At 66.8% G+C, this 13,504-nt stretch carries 16 protein-coding genes; 11 read left to right on the forward strand and 5 right to left on the reverse strand.

From position 1 onward, the window contains the following. Positions 1 to 96: 96 nt before the first annotated feature. Positions 97 to 1,191: an anhydro-N-acetylmuramic acid kinase gene (locus AC1GI4_RS00380; protein WP_479628141.1), complete on the forward strand. Its 1,095-nt coding sequence runs from the start codon at positions 97 to 99 to the stop codon at positions 1,189 to 1,191. Positions 1,192 to 1,222: 31 nt separating this feature from the next. Here the strand turns inward: AC1GI4_RS00380 and AC1GI4_RS00385 are convergent, their stop codons facing one another. The 3 genes from AC1GI4_RS00385 to AC1GI4_RS00395 form a co-directional block, all read right to left on the reverse strand. Beyond that, the gene (locus AC1GI4_RS00385; RefSeq protein WP_294275406.1) at positions 1,223 to 1,468 is read right to left on the reverse strand and encodes a hypothetical protein; all 246 of its coding nucleotides are present in this window, start codon (positions 1,466 to 1,468) and stop codon (positions 1,223 to 1,225) included. A gap of 55 nt (positions 1,469 to 1,523) precedes the next feature. After that, the gene (locus AC1GI4_RS00390; protein ID WP_294275407.1) at positions 1,524 to 2,069 is read right to left on the reverse strand and encodes a CHAP domain-containing protein; all 546 of its coding nucleotides are present in this window, start codon (positions 2,067 to 2,069) and stop codon (positions 1,524 to 1,526) included. A 114-nt stretch (positions 2,070 to 2,183) separates the two neighbouring features. Beyond that, positions 2,184 to 2,834: a DUF6975 family protein gene (locus tag AC1GI4_RS00395; RefSeq protein ID WP_294275408.1), complete on the reverse strand. Its 651-nt coding sequence runs from the start codon at positions 2,832 to 2,834 to the stop codon at positions 2,184 to 2,186. A 246-nt stretch (positions 2,835 to 3,080) separates the two neighbouring features. Between AC1GI4_RS00395 and AC1GI4_RS00400 the strand changes: the two genes are divergently transcribed. From AC1GI4_RS00400 to AC1GI4_RS00435, 8 genes are all read left to right on the forward strand, one after another. Next, a complete protein-coding gene (locus AC1GI4_RS00400; protein ID WP_479628142.1) occupies positions 3,081 to 5,351 on the forward strand; it encodes a S9 family peptidase in 2,271 nt (756 codons plus the stop codon). Between the two features lie 136 nt (positions 5,352 to 5,487). Continuing rightward, entirely contained in the window at positions 5,488 to 6,204 is a 717-nt protein-coding gene (locus tag AC1GI4_RS00405; protein ID WP_294275409.1) for an MgtC/SapB family protein, read from the forward strand. A gap of 134 nt (positions 6,205 to 6,338) precedes the next feature. Continuing rightward, positions 6,339 to 6,590, forward strand: a complete 252-nt coding sequence (locus AC1GI4_RS00410; RefSeq protein WP_294275410.1) for a hypothetical protein — start codon at positions 6,339 to 6,341, stop codon at positions 6,588 to 6,590. Between the two features lie 118 nt (positions 6,591 to 6,708). After that, on the forward strand, positions 6,709 to 7,020 hold the full coding sequence (locus AC1GI4_RS00415; protein WP_479628143.1) for a hypothetical protein: 312 nt from the start codon (positions 6,709 to 6,711) through the stop codon (positions 7,018 to 7,020). A gap of 14 nt (positions 7,021 to 7,034) precedes the next feature. Further along, positions 7,035 to 7,445: an SAM-dependent methyltransferase gene (locus tag AC1GI4_RS00420; protein ID WP_479628144.1), complete on the forward strand. Its 411-nt coding sequence runs from the start codon at positions 7,035 to 7,037 to the stop codon at positions 7,443 to 7,445. After that, positions 7,442 to 7,690: a hypothetical protein gene (locus AC1GI4_RS00425; RefSeq protein WP_433910330.1), complete on the forward strand. Its 249-nt coding sequence runs from the start codon at positions 7,442 to 7,444 to the stop codon at positions 7,688 to 7,690. Before AC1GI4_RS00420 ends, AC1GI4_RS00425 begins: the two co-directional genes overlap by 4 nt. Continuing rightward, a complete protein-coding gene (gene lysA / locus AC1GI4_RS00430) occupies positions 7,687 to 8,973 on the forward strand; it encodes a diaminopimelate decarboxylase (RefSeq protein ID WP_479628145.1) in 1,287 nt (428 codons plus the stop codon). The genes AC1GI4_RS00425 and lysA overlap by 4 nt, the downstream gene beginning before the upstream one ends. A 121-nt stretch (positions 8,974 to 9,094) precedes the next feature. Continuing rightward, on the forward strand, positions 9,095 to 10,123 hold the full coding sequence (locus tag AC1GI4_RS00435) for an aspartate-semialdehyde dehydrogenase (protein ID WP_294275415.1): 1,029 nt from the start codon (positions 9,095 to 9,097) through the stop codon (positions 10,121 to 10,123). 138 nt (positions 10,124 to 10,261) lie between these two features. Here the strand turns inward: AC1GI4_RS00435 and AC1GI4_RS00440 are convergent, their stop codons facing one another. Continuing rightward, positions 10,262 to 10,906 carry a YitT family protein gene (locus tag AC1GI4_RS00440; protein ID WP_294275892.1) on the reverse strand — a complete coding sequence of 215 codons (645 nt, stop codon included), beginning with the start codon at positions 10,904 to 10,906 and terminating at the stop codon, positions 10,262 to 10,264. A gap of 105 nt (positions 10,907 to 11,011) precedes the next feature. Next, a complete protein-coding gene (locus tag AC1GI4_RS00445; RefSeq protein WP_294275894.1) occupies positions 11,012 to 11,545 on the reverse strand; it encodes a hypothetical protein in 534 nt (177 codons plus the stop codon). A gap of 197 nt (positions 11,546 to 11,742) precedes the next feature. Here AC1GI4_RS00445 and AC1GI4_RS00450 point away from each other — a divergent pair, with 197 nt between their 5' ends. Beyond that, positions 11,743 to 12,510, forward strand: a complete 768-nt coding sequence (locus tag AC1GI4_RS00450) for a helix-turn-helix domain-containing protein (RefSeq protein WP_433910332.1) — start codon at positions 11,743 to 11,745, stop codon at positions 12,508 to 12,510. A 182-nt stretch (positions 12,511 to 12,692) separates the two neighbouring features. Then, positions 12,693 to 13,454 carry an alpha/beta fold hydrolase gene (locus AC1GI4_RS00455; RefSeq protein ID WP_479628146.1) on the forward strand — a complete coding sequence of 254 codons (762 nt, stop codon included), beginning with the start codon at positions 12,693 to 12,695 and terminating at the stop codon, positions 13,452 to 13,454. Positions 13,455 to 13,504 lie beyond the last annotated feature (50 nt).

Raw genomic sequence — 13,504 nt, forward strand, 5'->3', positions numbered from 1 at the left:
TGCGACGCTTTTCCAGATGCGGGGTTCGATATGGTCGACAGGGGCCCGCGATCGCGGCATGACGCACGGGAAACTGGGTTAAAAGGTTACTGGGCGATGCTGGCGATCGGATTGATGTCGGGAACGTCGCTGGACGGCGTGGACGCGGCGCTGATCGAGACCGATGGCGAGGCGCTGGTCCGGCCTATCGCTTTTCGCACCGAGCCCTATTCCGACGGCGCGCGTGCCGAACTCGCCGAGGCGACCGCGCTGGCGCTGACCTTCGACCGGCCGCGGGCCAGCCCGCCGATCGTCGCGGCGGGCGAGCTGATCGTGCGGACCCATGCGATGGTCGTCCAGAAGCTGCTTCGCGATGCGGGTGTCGAGGCGGCGGCGGTCGACGTGATCGGCTTTCACGGCCAGACGGTCGCGCATCGCCCCGATCGCGGCTGGACCTGGCAGATCGGCGACGGACAGGCGCTGGCGGATGCGACCGGCATCGTGACCGTCTCCGACTTCCGCTCGGCGGATGTCGCGGCGGGCGGGCAGGGGGCGCCGCTGATTCCCGTCTATCACGCCGCCCTTGCCGCCGATCTCGAGAAGCCGGTCGCGATTCTCAACCTGGGAGGGGTTGCCAATATCACCTGGATAGGCCGTGACGGCGCGCTGGTGGCCTTCGACACCGGCCCCGCCAACGGCCTGATCGACAGCTGGATGGAGGCGGAGACCGGGCAGCGCTATGACGCGAACGGCGCGCTGGCGGGAAGCGGGCGGGTCGAGCCGACCGTGCTGGACACGATGATGGATAATGGCTGGTTCGACCTCGCGCCGCCCAAGTCGCTCGACCGCAACGACTTCACCATCCAGCCCGCAAGGGGCCTGTCCGCGGCGGACGGGGCGGCGACGCTGACCGCCTTTACCGCGCAGACGGTGGCACGGGCGCTCGATCATCTGCCCGAGCGGCCCCGGCGGCTCCTGGTCGCGGGCGGCGGGCGGCACAATTCCACGATGCTGGCGATGATCGCCGCCGCCACGGGACTGACGCCGGACCCGACCGATGCGCTGGGCTGGGACGGCGACGCACTGGAGGCGCAAGGCTTCGCCTATATGGCGGTGCGGCGGCTGGGCGAGCGGGCGATCAGTTTTCCGGGCACGACCGGCGTGCCGGAGGCGATGACCGGCGGTGTGATCCATCGGCCTCTGGCGAGCTGATCCCTTCCCCCCTTGCAGGGGAGGAACGACGTCAGGGTCGCCTTGCTTTCGTGCGGACCACGGCGGCGACCGGGCAGCCATCCATCACGCGAACCACGGCATATCGTGGCTCGGCGTCGGGCATTTCATTCAGTTTGCGGAGGCGCGGGGCGGGCTCGGATTGGCTCACCCGCGACTCCTTCTTCACACAGCGTTCTGGGGGCTGGCCGATGCTGGGCATGGTCGAAGGCGGCGTTCCGGGATCGGCGGACAGCATCAACAGCGCGAGCAACATCATCGATCGTCTCCCGTGAGAGGTGATCAGTCTATGTCAGCGGACCCGGCTCTGGCGATCAGCGCGCGACATAGGCGTCGATCAGCGCGCCGACATAATCGGGTTTGTCGCTGGTCAGCTCGGGCGCGGCATGGCCCTTGCCATAGATGAAGCCGTAAATGGGGTAGGTCGAGCTGCCCAGGCCTTCCGAGTCGCGGAACCAGACCTTCACCTCGCTCCAGTCATTGCCGGGCGATACGTCGAACAGCGTCACGTCCTGTTCGGCATGGCCGCGCTGGCCGTTCTGGATCGACCAGTTGGCATGGGTCAGCATCAGCACGCGGTCCTCGACCACGCGGCTGACCACCGCGACATGCCCCAGCGGCAGGCGGCTGGTCTTTTCGAAGACGACGACGGCCCCGACCCGGGGGGTGCGTCCACGCGGATACTTACCCTCGGCCTTGGACCACCAGGTCCAGGCATCGCCGTAGATCGCGATGCCCGAGGCCTGGCGCGCGAAGGGAACGCATTGCCCGACATAGTCGAGCAGCGAACGCGCATCGGCCGCCGGAATGACCGTCAGGGCGCAGAGCGATGCTATAGCTTTGGACACCATGCCTCTCATTCCGCCGAAGCTATCGGGATCGCGTAAATACCCAACTGTTCAACATAGTTAACGGGCTATTAGGGCGTTCGAACGACACATCCGCGCGATCAGTCGAGTGCCGTGCATGTTTCATCAGCCGCGCCGCGCGCTGGCCCGCGCCTCCAGCAGGTCCCACAGGCCGCGATGCTGGGTCAGAAGCTGGGTCGCGCCGAATCCGCGTGCTCGCGCCAGGCCGATGCTCGATTCGTCATCCTCCTCGTCGCCCAGCGGCTCGGGCATGTTGCCGGGGGCGGGCAGCAGGTCGAAGCGTCGCGCCGCCTGGTCCAGCACTTGGCGGATCGCCCGCCAGTCGAGGATCAACGCGGAGACGGCGCCGGTCGCACAGCCCCGCCGATCCGAATTGGCGAGCATCTCCAACGTATGGCGAAGCTGGGTCAGCGCCGCATCGGTCTGCGCCTGGCCGGGTGTGGAGGGCAGCGGGCCCGCCGCCGATGTCAGATTGGCCAGGAAAGCGCGTTCGAGGGAAAAGGCGTTGGAGGACTGGATAAGCCAGGGCAGCGTTTCGATCTGGACGCCGCGCGCCATGGCGTAATCGATCATGCACGGATGATTGCCATGCACCGCACACACCGCATGGACGGCATCGGTCAGGTCATGAAGCAGGACATGCGGCATCAATAGCGACTGGACATGCGGATGCCCGGCGCTGCCCCATCGCGCCAGGATCGCACGGATGTCGCCGCGTCGATCGTCCTGAATGTCCAAAGCGGTAATCGTCGCCATGTCTGATCCGATAATGGGCCGGGTACGGGCGGCAGAACCGTCGTTCGGTCGCCGCACCCGAACGAGTGGCCTAATCGAATTTCGTTAATGCCGGGTTTACGAAACCCGGAACGGATGCGTCATGATCGGAAACAGGCGTCGCGGGCCGCAGTTGCCGATCGCGCTTGCGGGATCGCGGCACCCTCGCGATAACGCCCGCCATAAGCCGGGTCGGACCCGGCGACGACAAGGTCTGGAGTGGTATGAATGCGCAAATGGGTGCTGGGTCTGGCGCTGGCTTCGGTCGGGGTGTCGATCATGGGCGGGATGGGAGCGTCGGCCATGGCCGCTGAGGCTCCGGCCAAGGCGGGGGAACTGACGCTCGACCGCGTCTTCGGCAGCCCCGACCTGTCGGGATCGCAGCCGCGCGGTCTTCGCCTCTCGCCCGACGGCACGCTGCTGACCGAACTGCGTCCCCGCGCCGACGAGCGCGAGCGGCTCGACCTCTGGGCGCGCGACACCCGGACGGGGGCGGAGCGGATGCTGGTCGATTCCAAGAAGGTCGGCTCGGGCGCGGAACTGTCCGAGGCGGAGAAGATGCAGCGCGAGCGTGCGCGCATCGGCGGGTCGAAGGGCATCGTCGCCTATGACTGGGCGCCCGACGGCAAGTCGATCCTGGTGCCGCTCGACGGCGATCTGTATCTTGCCAGCCTCGACGGGGCGGTTCGTCGCCTGACCAACACGCCCGGCGGCGAGTTGAACCCGATCGTCAGCCCCAAGGGCAGCTTCGTCAGCTTCGTGCGCAACCAGAATCTCTACGCCATGCCGCTGGCGGGCGGCGAGGCGCGCGCGCTGACCACCGAGGGCGGCGGCACCGTGCATTTCGGCGAGGCCGAGTTCGTCGCGCAGGAGGAAATGCACCGCTTCACCGGATATTGGTGGAGCCCCGACGAACGATATATCGCGGTCGAGCGCTTCGACGATGCCCCGGTCAAGGTCGCGGTTCGCGCCGCCATCGGTGCGGCGGGCACCAAGGTCTATGAACAGCGCTATCCGGCGGCGGGCACGCCCAATGCGCTGGTCGACCTCTATGTCATGAAGCCGGACGGGTCGGGCCGGGTGAAGGTGGACCTGGGCAGCAACCCGGATATCTATCTGGCGCGCGTCGACTGGACGCCCGACGGCAAGACCCTGTTGGTCCAGCGCGAAAGCCGCGATCAGAAGACGCTCGACATGCTGCGCGTCGATCCCGAGACCGGCAAGTCGAGCGTCCTGTTCACCGAGCGTTCGGGCGAGCGGAGCTGGCTCAACCTGTCCGACGCCTATCGGCCGTTGAAGGACGGCAGCCTGATCTGGCGGTCGGAGCGCGACGGTTATGGCCATCTCTACCGCTTCGCGAACGGCCAGTGGACGCAACTGACCAAGGGGCCCTGGGTCGTGACCGGCCTGGTCGGCGTCGACGAGGGCGCCAAAGGTACTGGGGGAAGGCTCTATTTCACCGGCCTGAAGGACGATGTGCTCGAACAGCATCTCTATGCGGTCGATATCGCCAAGCCGGACGTCATCACCCGCCTGACCGAGCGCGGCTATACCAACAGCGCATCGATGGATAAGTCCGCCAGCCGCTTCATCGTCTCGCGCTCCAGCCCCAGCCAGCCGACGCAAATCTATCTGGCCGACACCAGCGGCCAGCGGCTCAACTGGATCAACGAGAATGCGATCAAGCCGGGGCATCCCTATTACCCCTATCTGGCGGGCCACCGCGAGACGAAGTTCGGCACGATCAAGGCCGATGACGGCACGACGCTCTATTGGGAAATGATTACGCCCAAGATGGAGCCGGGCAAGCGCTACCCCGTCTTCTTCCAGCATTATGGCGGACCCGGCACCGGCCAGCAGGTCACGCGCGGCTGGCAGGGCGCGCTGCCGCAATATCTGGTCGATCAGGGCTGGATCTTCTTCCAGATCGACAATCGCGGCTCCTATAATCGCGGCAAGGCGTTCGAGGATGCCATCTATCATGCGATGGGCACCGTCGAGGTTGCCGACCAGCTGGCAGGCGCGAACTATCTGAAGACGCTGCCCTTCGTCGATCCGACGAAGATCGCGACCTATGGCTGGTCCTATGGCGGCTATATGTCGCTCAAGATGCTGGAGAAGACGCCGGGCGTGTACGCGGCCGCCGTGTCGGGCGCCCCCGTCACCGACTGGCAGCTTTACGACACCCATTATACCGAGCGCTATCTGGGCGATCCGCGCACCGATCCGCAAAGCTATGCTCAGGCCCAGGCGATCACCGCCGCGCCGAAGATCCGCGATCCGTTGATGCTGATCCACGGCATGGCCGACGACAATGTCTTCCTCGACAACTCGACCGCCTTCGCCGCCGAGATGCAGAAGACCGACACACCGTTCGAGATGATGCTCTATCCCGGCCAGACGCACCGCGTCGGCGGGCCCGGCGTGTCCCAGCATCTGTGGCACACGATCCTGAAATTCCTTGACCGGACGGTGAAGGATAAGCCGATCAAGAAATAGTCCCGTCATTCCTCCCCTGTAAGGGAGGGGGACCAGCGAAGCTGGTGGAGGGGTGTCGCCGCTGATGGTGACACCCCTCCGTCAGGGCTTCGCCCTGCCACCTCCCCTTGCAGGGGAGGAACGAAGAAGGCGGATCATGGCGTTCCTCAAAACCTTCCACCTCTGGCCGTTCCTCGACACCTTGGTCAGCTATCTGACCGCCTTCGTGCTGGGCACCGTGATCGGGGCAGAGCGGCAATATCGCCAGCGCACGGCGGGCCTGCGCACCAACGCGCTGGTCGCGATCGGCGCGGCGGCGTTCGTCGATCTGGGCCAGCGGCTGGGCGGCGATGTCGAGTCGATCCGCATCATCGCCTATGTCGTATCGGGCATCGGCTTCCTGGGCGCGGGCGTCATCATGAAGGAGGGGATGAATGTGCGCGGGTTGAACACCGCCGCGACCCTCTGGTGCTCGGCGGCGGTTGGATCGATTGCGGGTAGCGACATGGTGGCCGAGGCCATCCTGCTGACCGGCGTCGTCCTGCTCGCCAACACCGCGCTTCGCCCGCTGGTCGATGCGATCAACCGCATTCCGGTGGAGGGGCGTCATGTCGAGGCGACCTATTCGGTCAGCCTGACGACGACCGCCGCGCAGGCCGGGCGGGTCGGAGATCTGCTGGTCGAGCATCTGGAAGGCGCCGGGCTTCCGGTGGCCGAGCTGGAAACGGAAGAACTGGGCGAGGACCAGGTGACGGTCGAGGCCACCCTGACCAGCACCATCGTCGAGGCGGGCGAACTGGACCGCATCACCGACCATTTCCAGTCGGTCCACGGCATCGCGCACGCCACCTGGGCGGCCAGCACGCACGATTAAGGCCCGATCGGCCGCCGGGACTGTCGGCAGGCTGCCGGCTCGAAATTTATGTCAGCACTATGCGAAAGCGGGAAAACGCTCTCGCATTGCTACGCGTCCCGCGACTAGCCGCCAGCCTGTTGGAGGAGGTGGATATGGCGGGACGAACCATGACATGGCGGCACGGCTTGGCGCTTCGCCTTCTGGGCGTCGGGCTGTGCGTGCTCGCCTGGCGGGCGATCGCGCATCTGATCGTGATGGCGGGTCATGGCGGCCGCGCCGGTCTGTTGGGCTATGCATTGGCAACCGGCGGTTTTCTCTTTGCCAGCCTGGGCAGCGCGCTGGCGATCCTGGGCGAGCACCTGTTCGACGAGGTGCAGGTCAGCGCCCGCTGGCGCCGGATATGACCGACACTATGCGGGCACTATGCGATAGCGGGAAATCAGTCTCGAAACCCTATGGGGCGAGGCGTAGCTGATCCGGGCGGGCGATCGAATGCCCGTTCGGCAAAGGTGTACCCTGTTCATGCGTACCGATTTTCCCATCGAACCCGACCCGCAGGCGCGGCTTATCCCCGACCCGCAGCTGCGGCTTATCCCCGACCCGCAGCCGCGGCTAATCTATGTCGGTCAGGACCGCGCGGGTCACTGGCTGGTGCAGGATAGCGCAGGCCAACTGGAGGGGCGCTTCATCTCGCGTGGTGCCGCGATGCGCTATGCGGTCGAGGAGGCCGAAATCTACCATGCCAGCGTCGCGGTCGCGGACAAGGCGCTGACCCCGCTGGTGTCGTTCGATCCGGTGGCGGCCGACGCCCCCGTCCTGTCGCGCGCGGCATAAGGGGAGGGCAGGTCATGCAGATCGAGAGCAAATACCGCCACGACCCTCGCTGGCCCGCCGTCCAGGCGGCCCTTGGCGACCTGCGCGAGCGGCATCGCTGCGCGGTGCGGATCGTCGACGCCGATTGCGGCGCAGGCGGCTTCCTGATCGCCGTCGCCGAGCAGGCGCGGGCGATGGGCTTCACCGCGATCGAAGGCCGGGGGCTGGGTGGCTCGCCCGCATTGATCGGCCGGGCGCGTGCGGCGGCGAGACGGCATCGCCACGCCGCGATGGGGCTGGTGTTTGAGCGGATCGACCCCGCCCAGGCCCTGGCCGAGGAGCGTGATTTTCCCGCCGACATCCTGGTCTGTCATCGGTGCGGCGCTCAGATGCGCGCTGCGGCAACCTGCGTGATCGGCGATCCTGTTGAGGAGATGGCGGCATGAGCGGGCGGGACATGGCATGGCGGTCGCTGGGCGGCCTGATGACGCTGGGCGCGGTGGCGGCGACGCTGACCGGGCCTTCGGAATCGCTGCTGGCGCTGTTTTGGTTCTTCGTCGCGCTGGGCGGCGTCGTCCTGATGCTCAACGGCAAGCATTTGGTCCAGGCGGTGCGCGCGGAGCGGCGCGGGCATCCGTACACGGCCGAGGCCATCCATGCCGCGCGCATCCGCCGGGGGCGGCGGTCATGAGCCGCGACACGGGCTTTGCCCTGCGCGGCGGCACGCTCCATGCCGAGGGTGTCGCCCTGACCCGGATCGCACAAAGCGTCGGCACACCGACCTATGTCTATTCGGCGAACGCTCTTCGCGCGGCGGCAAGTCGGTTTCGCGAGGCGCTGTCGCCCATCCCGCGCAAGTCGCTGGCCTTTGCGGTCAAGGCCAACCCGTCGCTGGCGGTATTGTCGGTGCTGCGCGACGAGGGCTTTGGTGCCGATATCGTCTCGGGCGGCGAACTGACCGCGGCGCTCGCTGCGGGCATCGGCGCGGGCGACATCGTCTATTCGGGCGTCGGCAAGACCCCGGAGGAACTGGCACGGGCGCTACGTGCCGGGGTCGGCCATATCAATCTGGAGGGGGAGCGCGAAGGCGAGGTGCTGGCGGCGACCGCCGTCCGCCTGGGGCTGGCCGCGACCGCGCTGCTGCGGGTCAATCCCGATGTCGATGCGGGCACCCATGCCAAGATCACGACCGGGACCAGCGACAGCAAGTTCGGGGTGCCGATGGCGGATGCGATCGGCATCTATGACCGGCTTGCCGGTCGTCCCGGCCTGACGCTGCACGGTGTCGCGGTGCATATCGGCAGCCAGATTATGGACCTGGCGCCGCTGGAGGCCGCCTATCGTCGGATTGGAGAGCTGATCGCGGCATTGCGGGCGCGCGGACATGTCGTAACCCATGTCGACCTCGGCGGCGGGCTGGGCGTCGATTACCAGGGCGGTTCGGACGGCGATGTCATGGCCTATGCCGCCATGGTCGCGCGGGTGACGCACGAGTGGGACGTGACGCTGATGTTCGAGCCGGGCCGCTATATCGCCGCCCATGCCGGGGTGCTGCTGACCCGCGTGCTGTGGATCAAGCCGGGCGAGGAATGCCCCTTCGTCGTGATCGACGCGGGCATGAATGACCTGACCCGGCCCGCACTCTACGACGCCTGGCATGAGTTCGCGGCGGTAGCCCCGAACGGCGCGACGATGCGCGCGCATGTCGTCGGTCCCGTGTGCGAGAGCAGCGATCGGTTCGCCAAGGGCCGGTTGGTCGACCGGGTGAAGGAGGGCGACCTGGCGGTCCTGCGCGACGTCGGGGCCTATGGTGCGTCCATGGCGTCCTGCTACAACAGCCGGGCACTGGCGGCCGAGGTCATGGTCGAGGGCGATCGCTTCGCGGTCATCGCGCCACGCATCGATGCGGCGGCGATCCGGCCGCAGGGCGTGCCCGACTGGATGGGCGCCCCTCCGCTTCATCATGCGGCATGAGGCGGCAGGCGGGGGCGTGACAAACCCCCGCTTGGTCCGCTCAAACGCGCACTTTTCGCAAAGTTGGTGGACGCGTCCGCGCAATGACGCTACCGGCTCACGCTTCCGAGTGGAGGGTTGAATGGGTTATCGCGTGGTGGTCGCCGGGGCGACGGGCAATGTCGGCCGGGAAATGATCAACATCCTGGCGGAGCGGGAATTTCCGATCGACGAGCTGGCGGTCGTCGCCTCGTCGCGTAGCCAGGGCGACCAGATCGAATATGGTGAGACGGGCAAGATGCTCACCATCAAAAATATCGAGCATTTCGATCCCACCGGCTGGGACATGGCGCTGTTCGCGATCGGATCGGACGCGACGAAAATCTATGCCCCCAAATTCGCCGCCGCCGGGTGCGTCGTGATCGACAATTCGTCGCTCTATCGCATGGACCCGGACGTGCCGCTGATCGTGCCGGAGGTGAACCCGGACGCGATCGACGGCTACAAGGCGAAGAACATCATCGCCAACCCGAACTGCTCGACCGCGCAGATGGTCGTGGCGCTCAAGCCGCTGCACGACAAGGCGACGATCAAGCGCGTCGTCGTCGCGACCTATCAGTCGGTGTCGGGCGCGGGCAAGGCGGGCATGGACGAGCTGTTCGAGCAGAGCCGCAACATCTTCGTCGGCGACCCCGCCGAGCCCAAGAAGTTCACCAAGCAGATCGCCTTCAACGTGATCCCGCACATCGACAGCTTCCTGGACGACGGCTCGACCAAGGAAGAGTGGAAGATGGTCGCCGAGACCAAGAAGATCCTCGATCCCAAGGTCAAGGTGACGGCGACCTGCGTGCGCGTGCCCGTGTTCGTCGGCCATTCCGAGGCGCTGAACATCGAGTTCGAGAACGAGATCTCGGCCGAGGAAGCGCAGGACATCCTGCGCGAGGCGCCCGGCGTCATGCTGATCGACAAGCGCGAGGACGGCGGATACGTGACCCCGGTCGAATGCGTCGGTGACTATGCGACCTTCATCAGCCGCGTGCGCGAGGACTCGACGGTCGATAACGGCCTTTCGCTATGGTGCGTGTCGGACAACCTGCGCAAGGGTGCGGCGCTGAACGCGGTGCAGATTGCCGAACTGCTCGGCCGTCGTCACCTGAAGAAGGGCGACTGACCCCAAACTCCTCCCCGGCAACGGGGAGGGGGACCAGCGAAGCTGGTGGAGGGGGCTGTCCGCACGGGACGCCCTTTGTGGCGGCCCCCCTCCGTCAGCGCTTCGCGCTGCCACCTCCCCGTGCCGGGGAGGATTGATTTACCGCCCCATATACAGCCCCGGCCGGTGCCAGGCGAAGAGGATCAGGCTGATCGCCGCCGCGCTGATCGCCGACCACATCATCTGCGGGCCCGACACGACCGGGATCGCCAAGCCCAGGATGAAGACGTCCAGTGCAACCTGGGTCATGCCCATGTTCCAGCCGCGCTTGCGATAGAGCCAGATGGTGATGACGCCCGTGCCGCCGACCCCGGCCTGATGCCGGGCGAGCGCCAGGATGCCCATCCCGATCACCGTCCCGCCGACCAGCGCGGCGAAGGCGGGATGAACCGCATCGACATGCACCGACACCCGCGTGATCGCCGATGCCGCGCCGATACCGATATTGACGAGCACCGTCTTTACCGCGAACCGCGCGCCCATGACCTTATGCGCGAACAGGAAGAAGGGGATGTTGACCAGCGTGAACAGCACGCCCGCGGGCAGCGGGATGAGGTAGGACAGCAGCAGCGCGACGCCCGCGATCCCGCCGGTCACCAGCCCCGCCGCTTTCAGGAACACCAGTCCGACGATCAGCAGCGTGCAGCCGATGAAGATCGCATAGGCATCCTCAAGCAGGCTGTGCGGACGCCCGATCGGGCTGGGCGGCAGGGTTTCGGCGGGGGAGGCGGTCGCTGCGGTCATCGAGGGTCCGGATCAAGGGTCCGGCATCCGCTCCCGATTGGCCTGCTTCTTGGCGGCAGAGAACCGCCCCATATCGCAATCGTGGGAAAACGCCAATCGCCTGGCTCAGCCCAGGATCATCCAGCCCAGCGCGATCATCACCACCAACGCATAGACACCGCCCTTGGTGCGCAGCAGATAGCTTGCCCCCAGCACCCCCGTCGCAGCCAGCGCGCAGGCGGCTACCCGGTCGGCGGCGATCCATTCGAGGATGACGAACGCCCCCACCATGTTCGCCGCCGAATTGATCGCAATCCACAGATAGGAGGGGAAGGCGCCGATCGATCCGATGAGCGGGATCTTGATCGTCGCGAAGCCGCGCATCGTGCCGGGAAACAGATCGGCCGCCAGATGGAAGCCCACACCGAACCCCAGTCCCGCCGCGACCGGCCAAGTGCGCAGGTCGAGCGTCGCGACGTAGAAGGGCAGGACGCTGTGGACCAGCGCGCTGCGATGCTGAAGCTGGAGCGGCGTATCGAGATCGGGCAGCCGAGTCCCCGCCGCCGTCGCGGCCGCGACCGTTGCGATGAGCATCCACGGACCACCCCCACCGGCGAATGCCAGGATCACCGCCAGGAGAAGGAATAGGGACGCTGCCATGGGCGGCGGCTAACCGCTTGTACCCCTTTTGTCCATGTGTGCGACTCGCTCGGATTCACAAAAAAGCGCGGATTCCCGTCATTTTGTCACGAGCTGGTGAGAATGGGACTCAAGGTGCCTCGTTCGCGCGTACGGACGAGGTCAAGGTACAATTTTTTGAGGGTGGTCGGCGGGCGCGGCTCCGGCATAGTCGCCCCATGACCAAGCAGGCCAAAGCGGGTATCGACGCGCTGACCGACCGGGAGAAGCAGACGCTGCGCCTGATCGTGCGGGGGCACGACGCCAAGTCGATCGCGCGTGAACTCGACCTGTCGGTCCATACCATCAACGAACGCCTGCGCGACGCCCGCCGCAAGCTCGCGGCGTCGAGCAGCCGCGAAGCGGCGCGGATGCTGCTGGAGGTGGAGGATGCGCCACCGCACCCCGAATATGTGGGGGACATGAGGATCGGGGAGGACCGGCCCGACGCGGTGGCCGATGAAAGTCCGGCGCCGGTCGTCGGCGTGGAGGCCGGTATCCGCCGCCCCCGGATCATCATCGGAGCGATTCTCATGACCCTTGCCCTCGGCCTGCTTGCCCTTGGCGGCCTGACCCACATGACCTCCGCACCGCCGCCAACGGCGTCGACCGTGGTGAGCGATCCCGCAGCAGTCGAAGCGGCGCAGCGTTTCGTGCAACTGATCGACCAGAGCCGCTGGGCCGACAGCTACCGCCTGACCACGACCAGCTTCCGCAAGCTCAATACCGAACAGGTCTGGGCCGCGACCTCGGAACAGGTGCGGGCGCCGCTCGGCAAGACGGTGTCGCGGACCTTGCTCAGCGAGGACGACATCCCCGCGCCGCCCGCCGGTTATCGGATGGTGCGGTTCAATACGCGGTTCGGGACCTCGGCGCCCGTTGTCGAGACGGTGACGCTGGAGCGCGAGGATGGCGAGTGGCGGGTTGCCGGGATTTATGTGGGTTAGGAGGCCACCCTCACCCTTCCGGCGCTTCGCGCCTCCCTCCCCCTCCCGGCGGGAGAGGGAAGGGCCCCGCCCCCGTTAGCGGGTGGGAAGGGTGAGGGCCGCTTGGCCGGATGAGAGTTCCACATCCCGGGCGATCCGTATTAGGAGATGCTGCTACAGCTTGCCTTCTGGAGACCGAACCCTTGGCCGACACAGCCCCCGAAACCCGCTTCTTCGACAGCTTCGACGGCACCCCGATCGCGTGGCGCGAGATGGGGGAGGGGCGTGCCCTGGTGCTGATCCATGGCTATTTCTCCGACGCCTATACCAACTGGATCCGCTACGGCCACGCCGCCGCCATCGCGGCCAAGGGCTACCGGGTCATCATGCCCGACCTGCGCGCGCATGGGGAAAGCGGCAAGCCGCATGACCCCGCCGCCTATCCGAAGGACGCGCTGACCCGTGACGGCCATGCGCTGGTCGAGCATCTGGGGCTGACCGACTATGATCTGGGCGGCTATTCGCTGGGCGCGCGGACGGTCAGCCGGATGCTGGCGACCGGGGCGGAGCCGGGCAAGGCGATCTTTGCGGGCATGGGACTGGAGGGGCTGCTCCATACCGACCGGCGGGTCGCGCATTTCACCAATATCCTGACCCGGCTGGGCGAGCATCAGCGCGGTACCGCGGAATGGATGGCGGAGGCTTTCCTGAAGACCACCGGCGGCGATCCGGTGGCGCTGCTCCATATCCTCCAGACCTTTGCCGACACGCCGCTCTCGGCGATCGAGGGCTTCGACCTGCCGACGCTGGTCGTGGCGGGCGTCGACGACTTCGACAATGGCGCGGCCGTCGAGCTGGCCGAGGTGCTGCCGCGCGGGCGCTATGTCGAGATTCCGGGCAACCACATGGCCTCGGTGACCAAGCCCGAGCTGGGCGCGGCAATCGCGCAATTCCTCACCGCTTGACGGCGGCGGGCAAAGCCGCGCAACTGCGCGCCATCCGTCCCGTTTCGAGG

The sequence above is a fragment of the Sphingomonas sp. 77B genome (assembly GCF_056497825.1).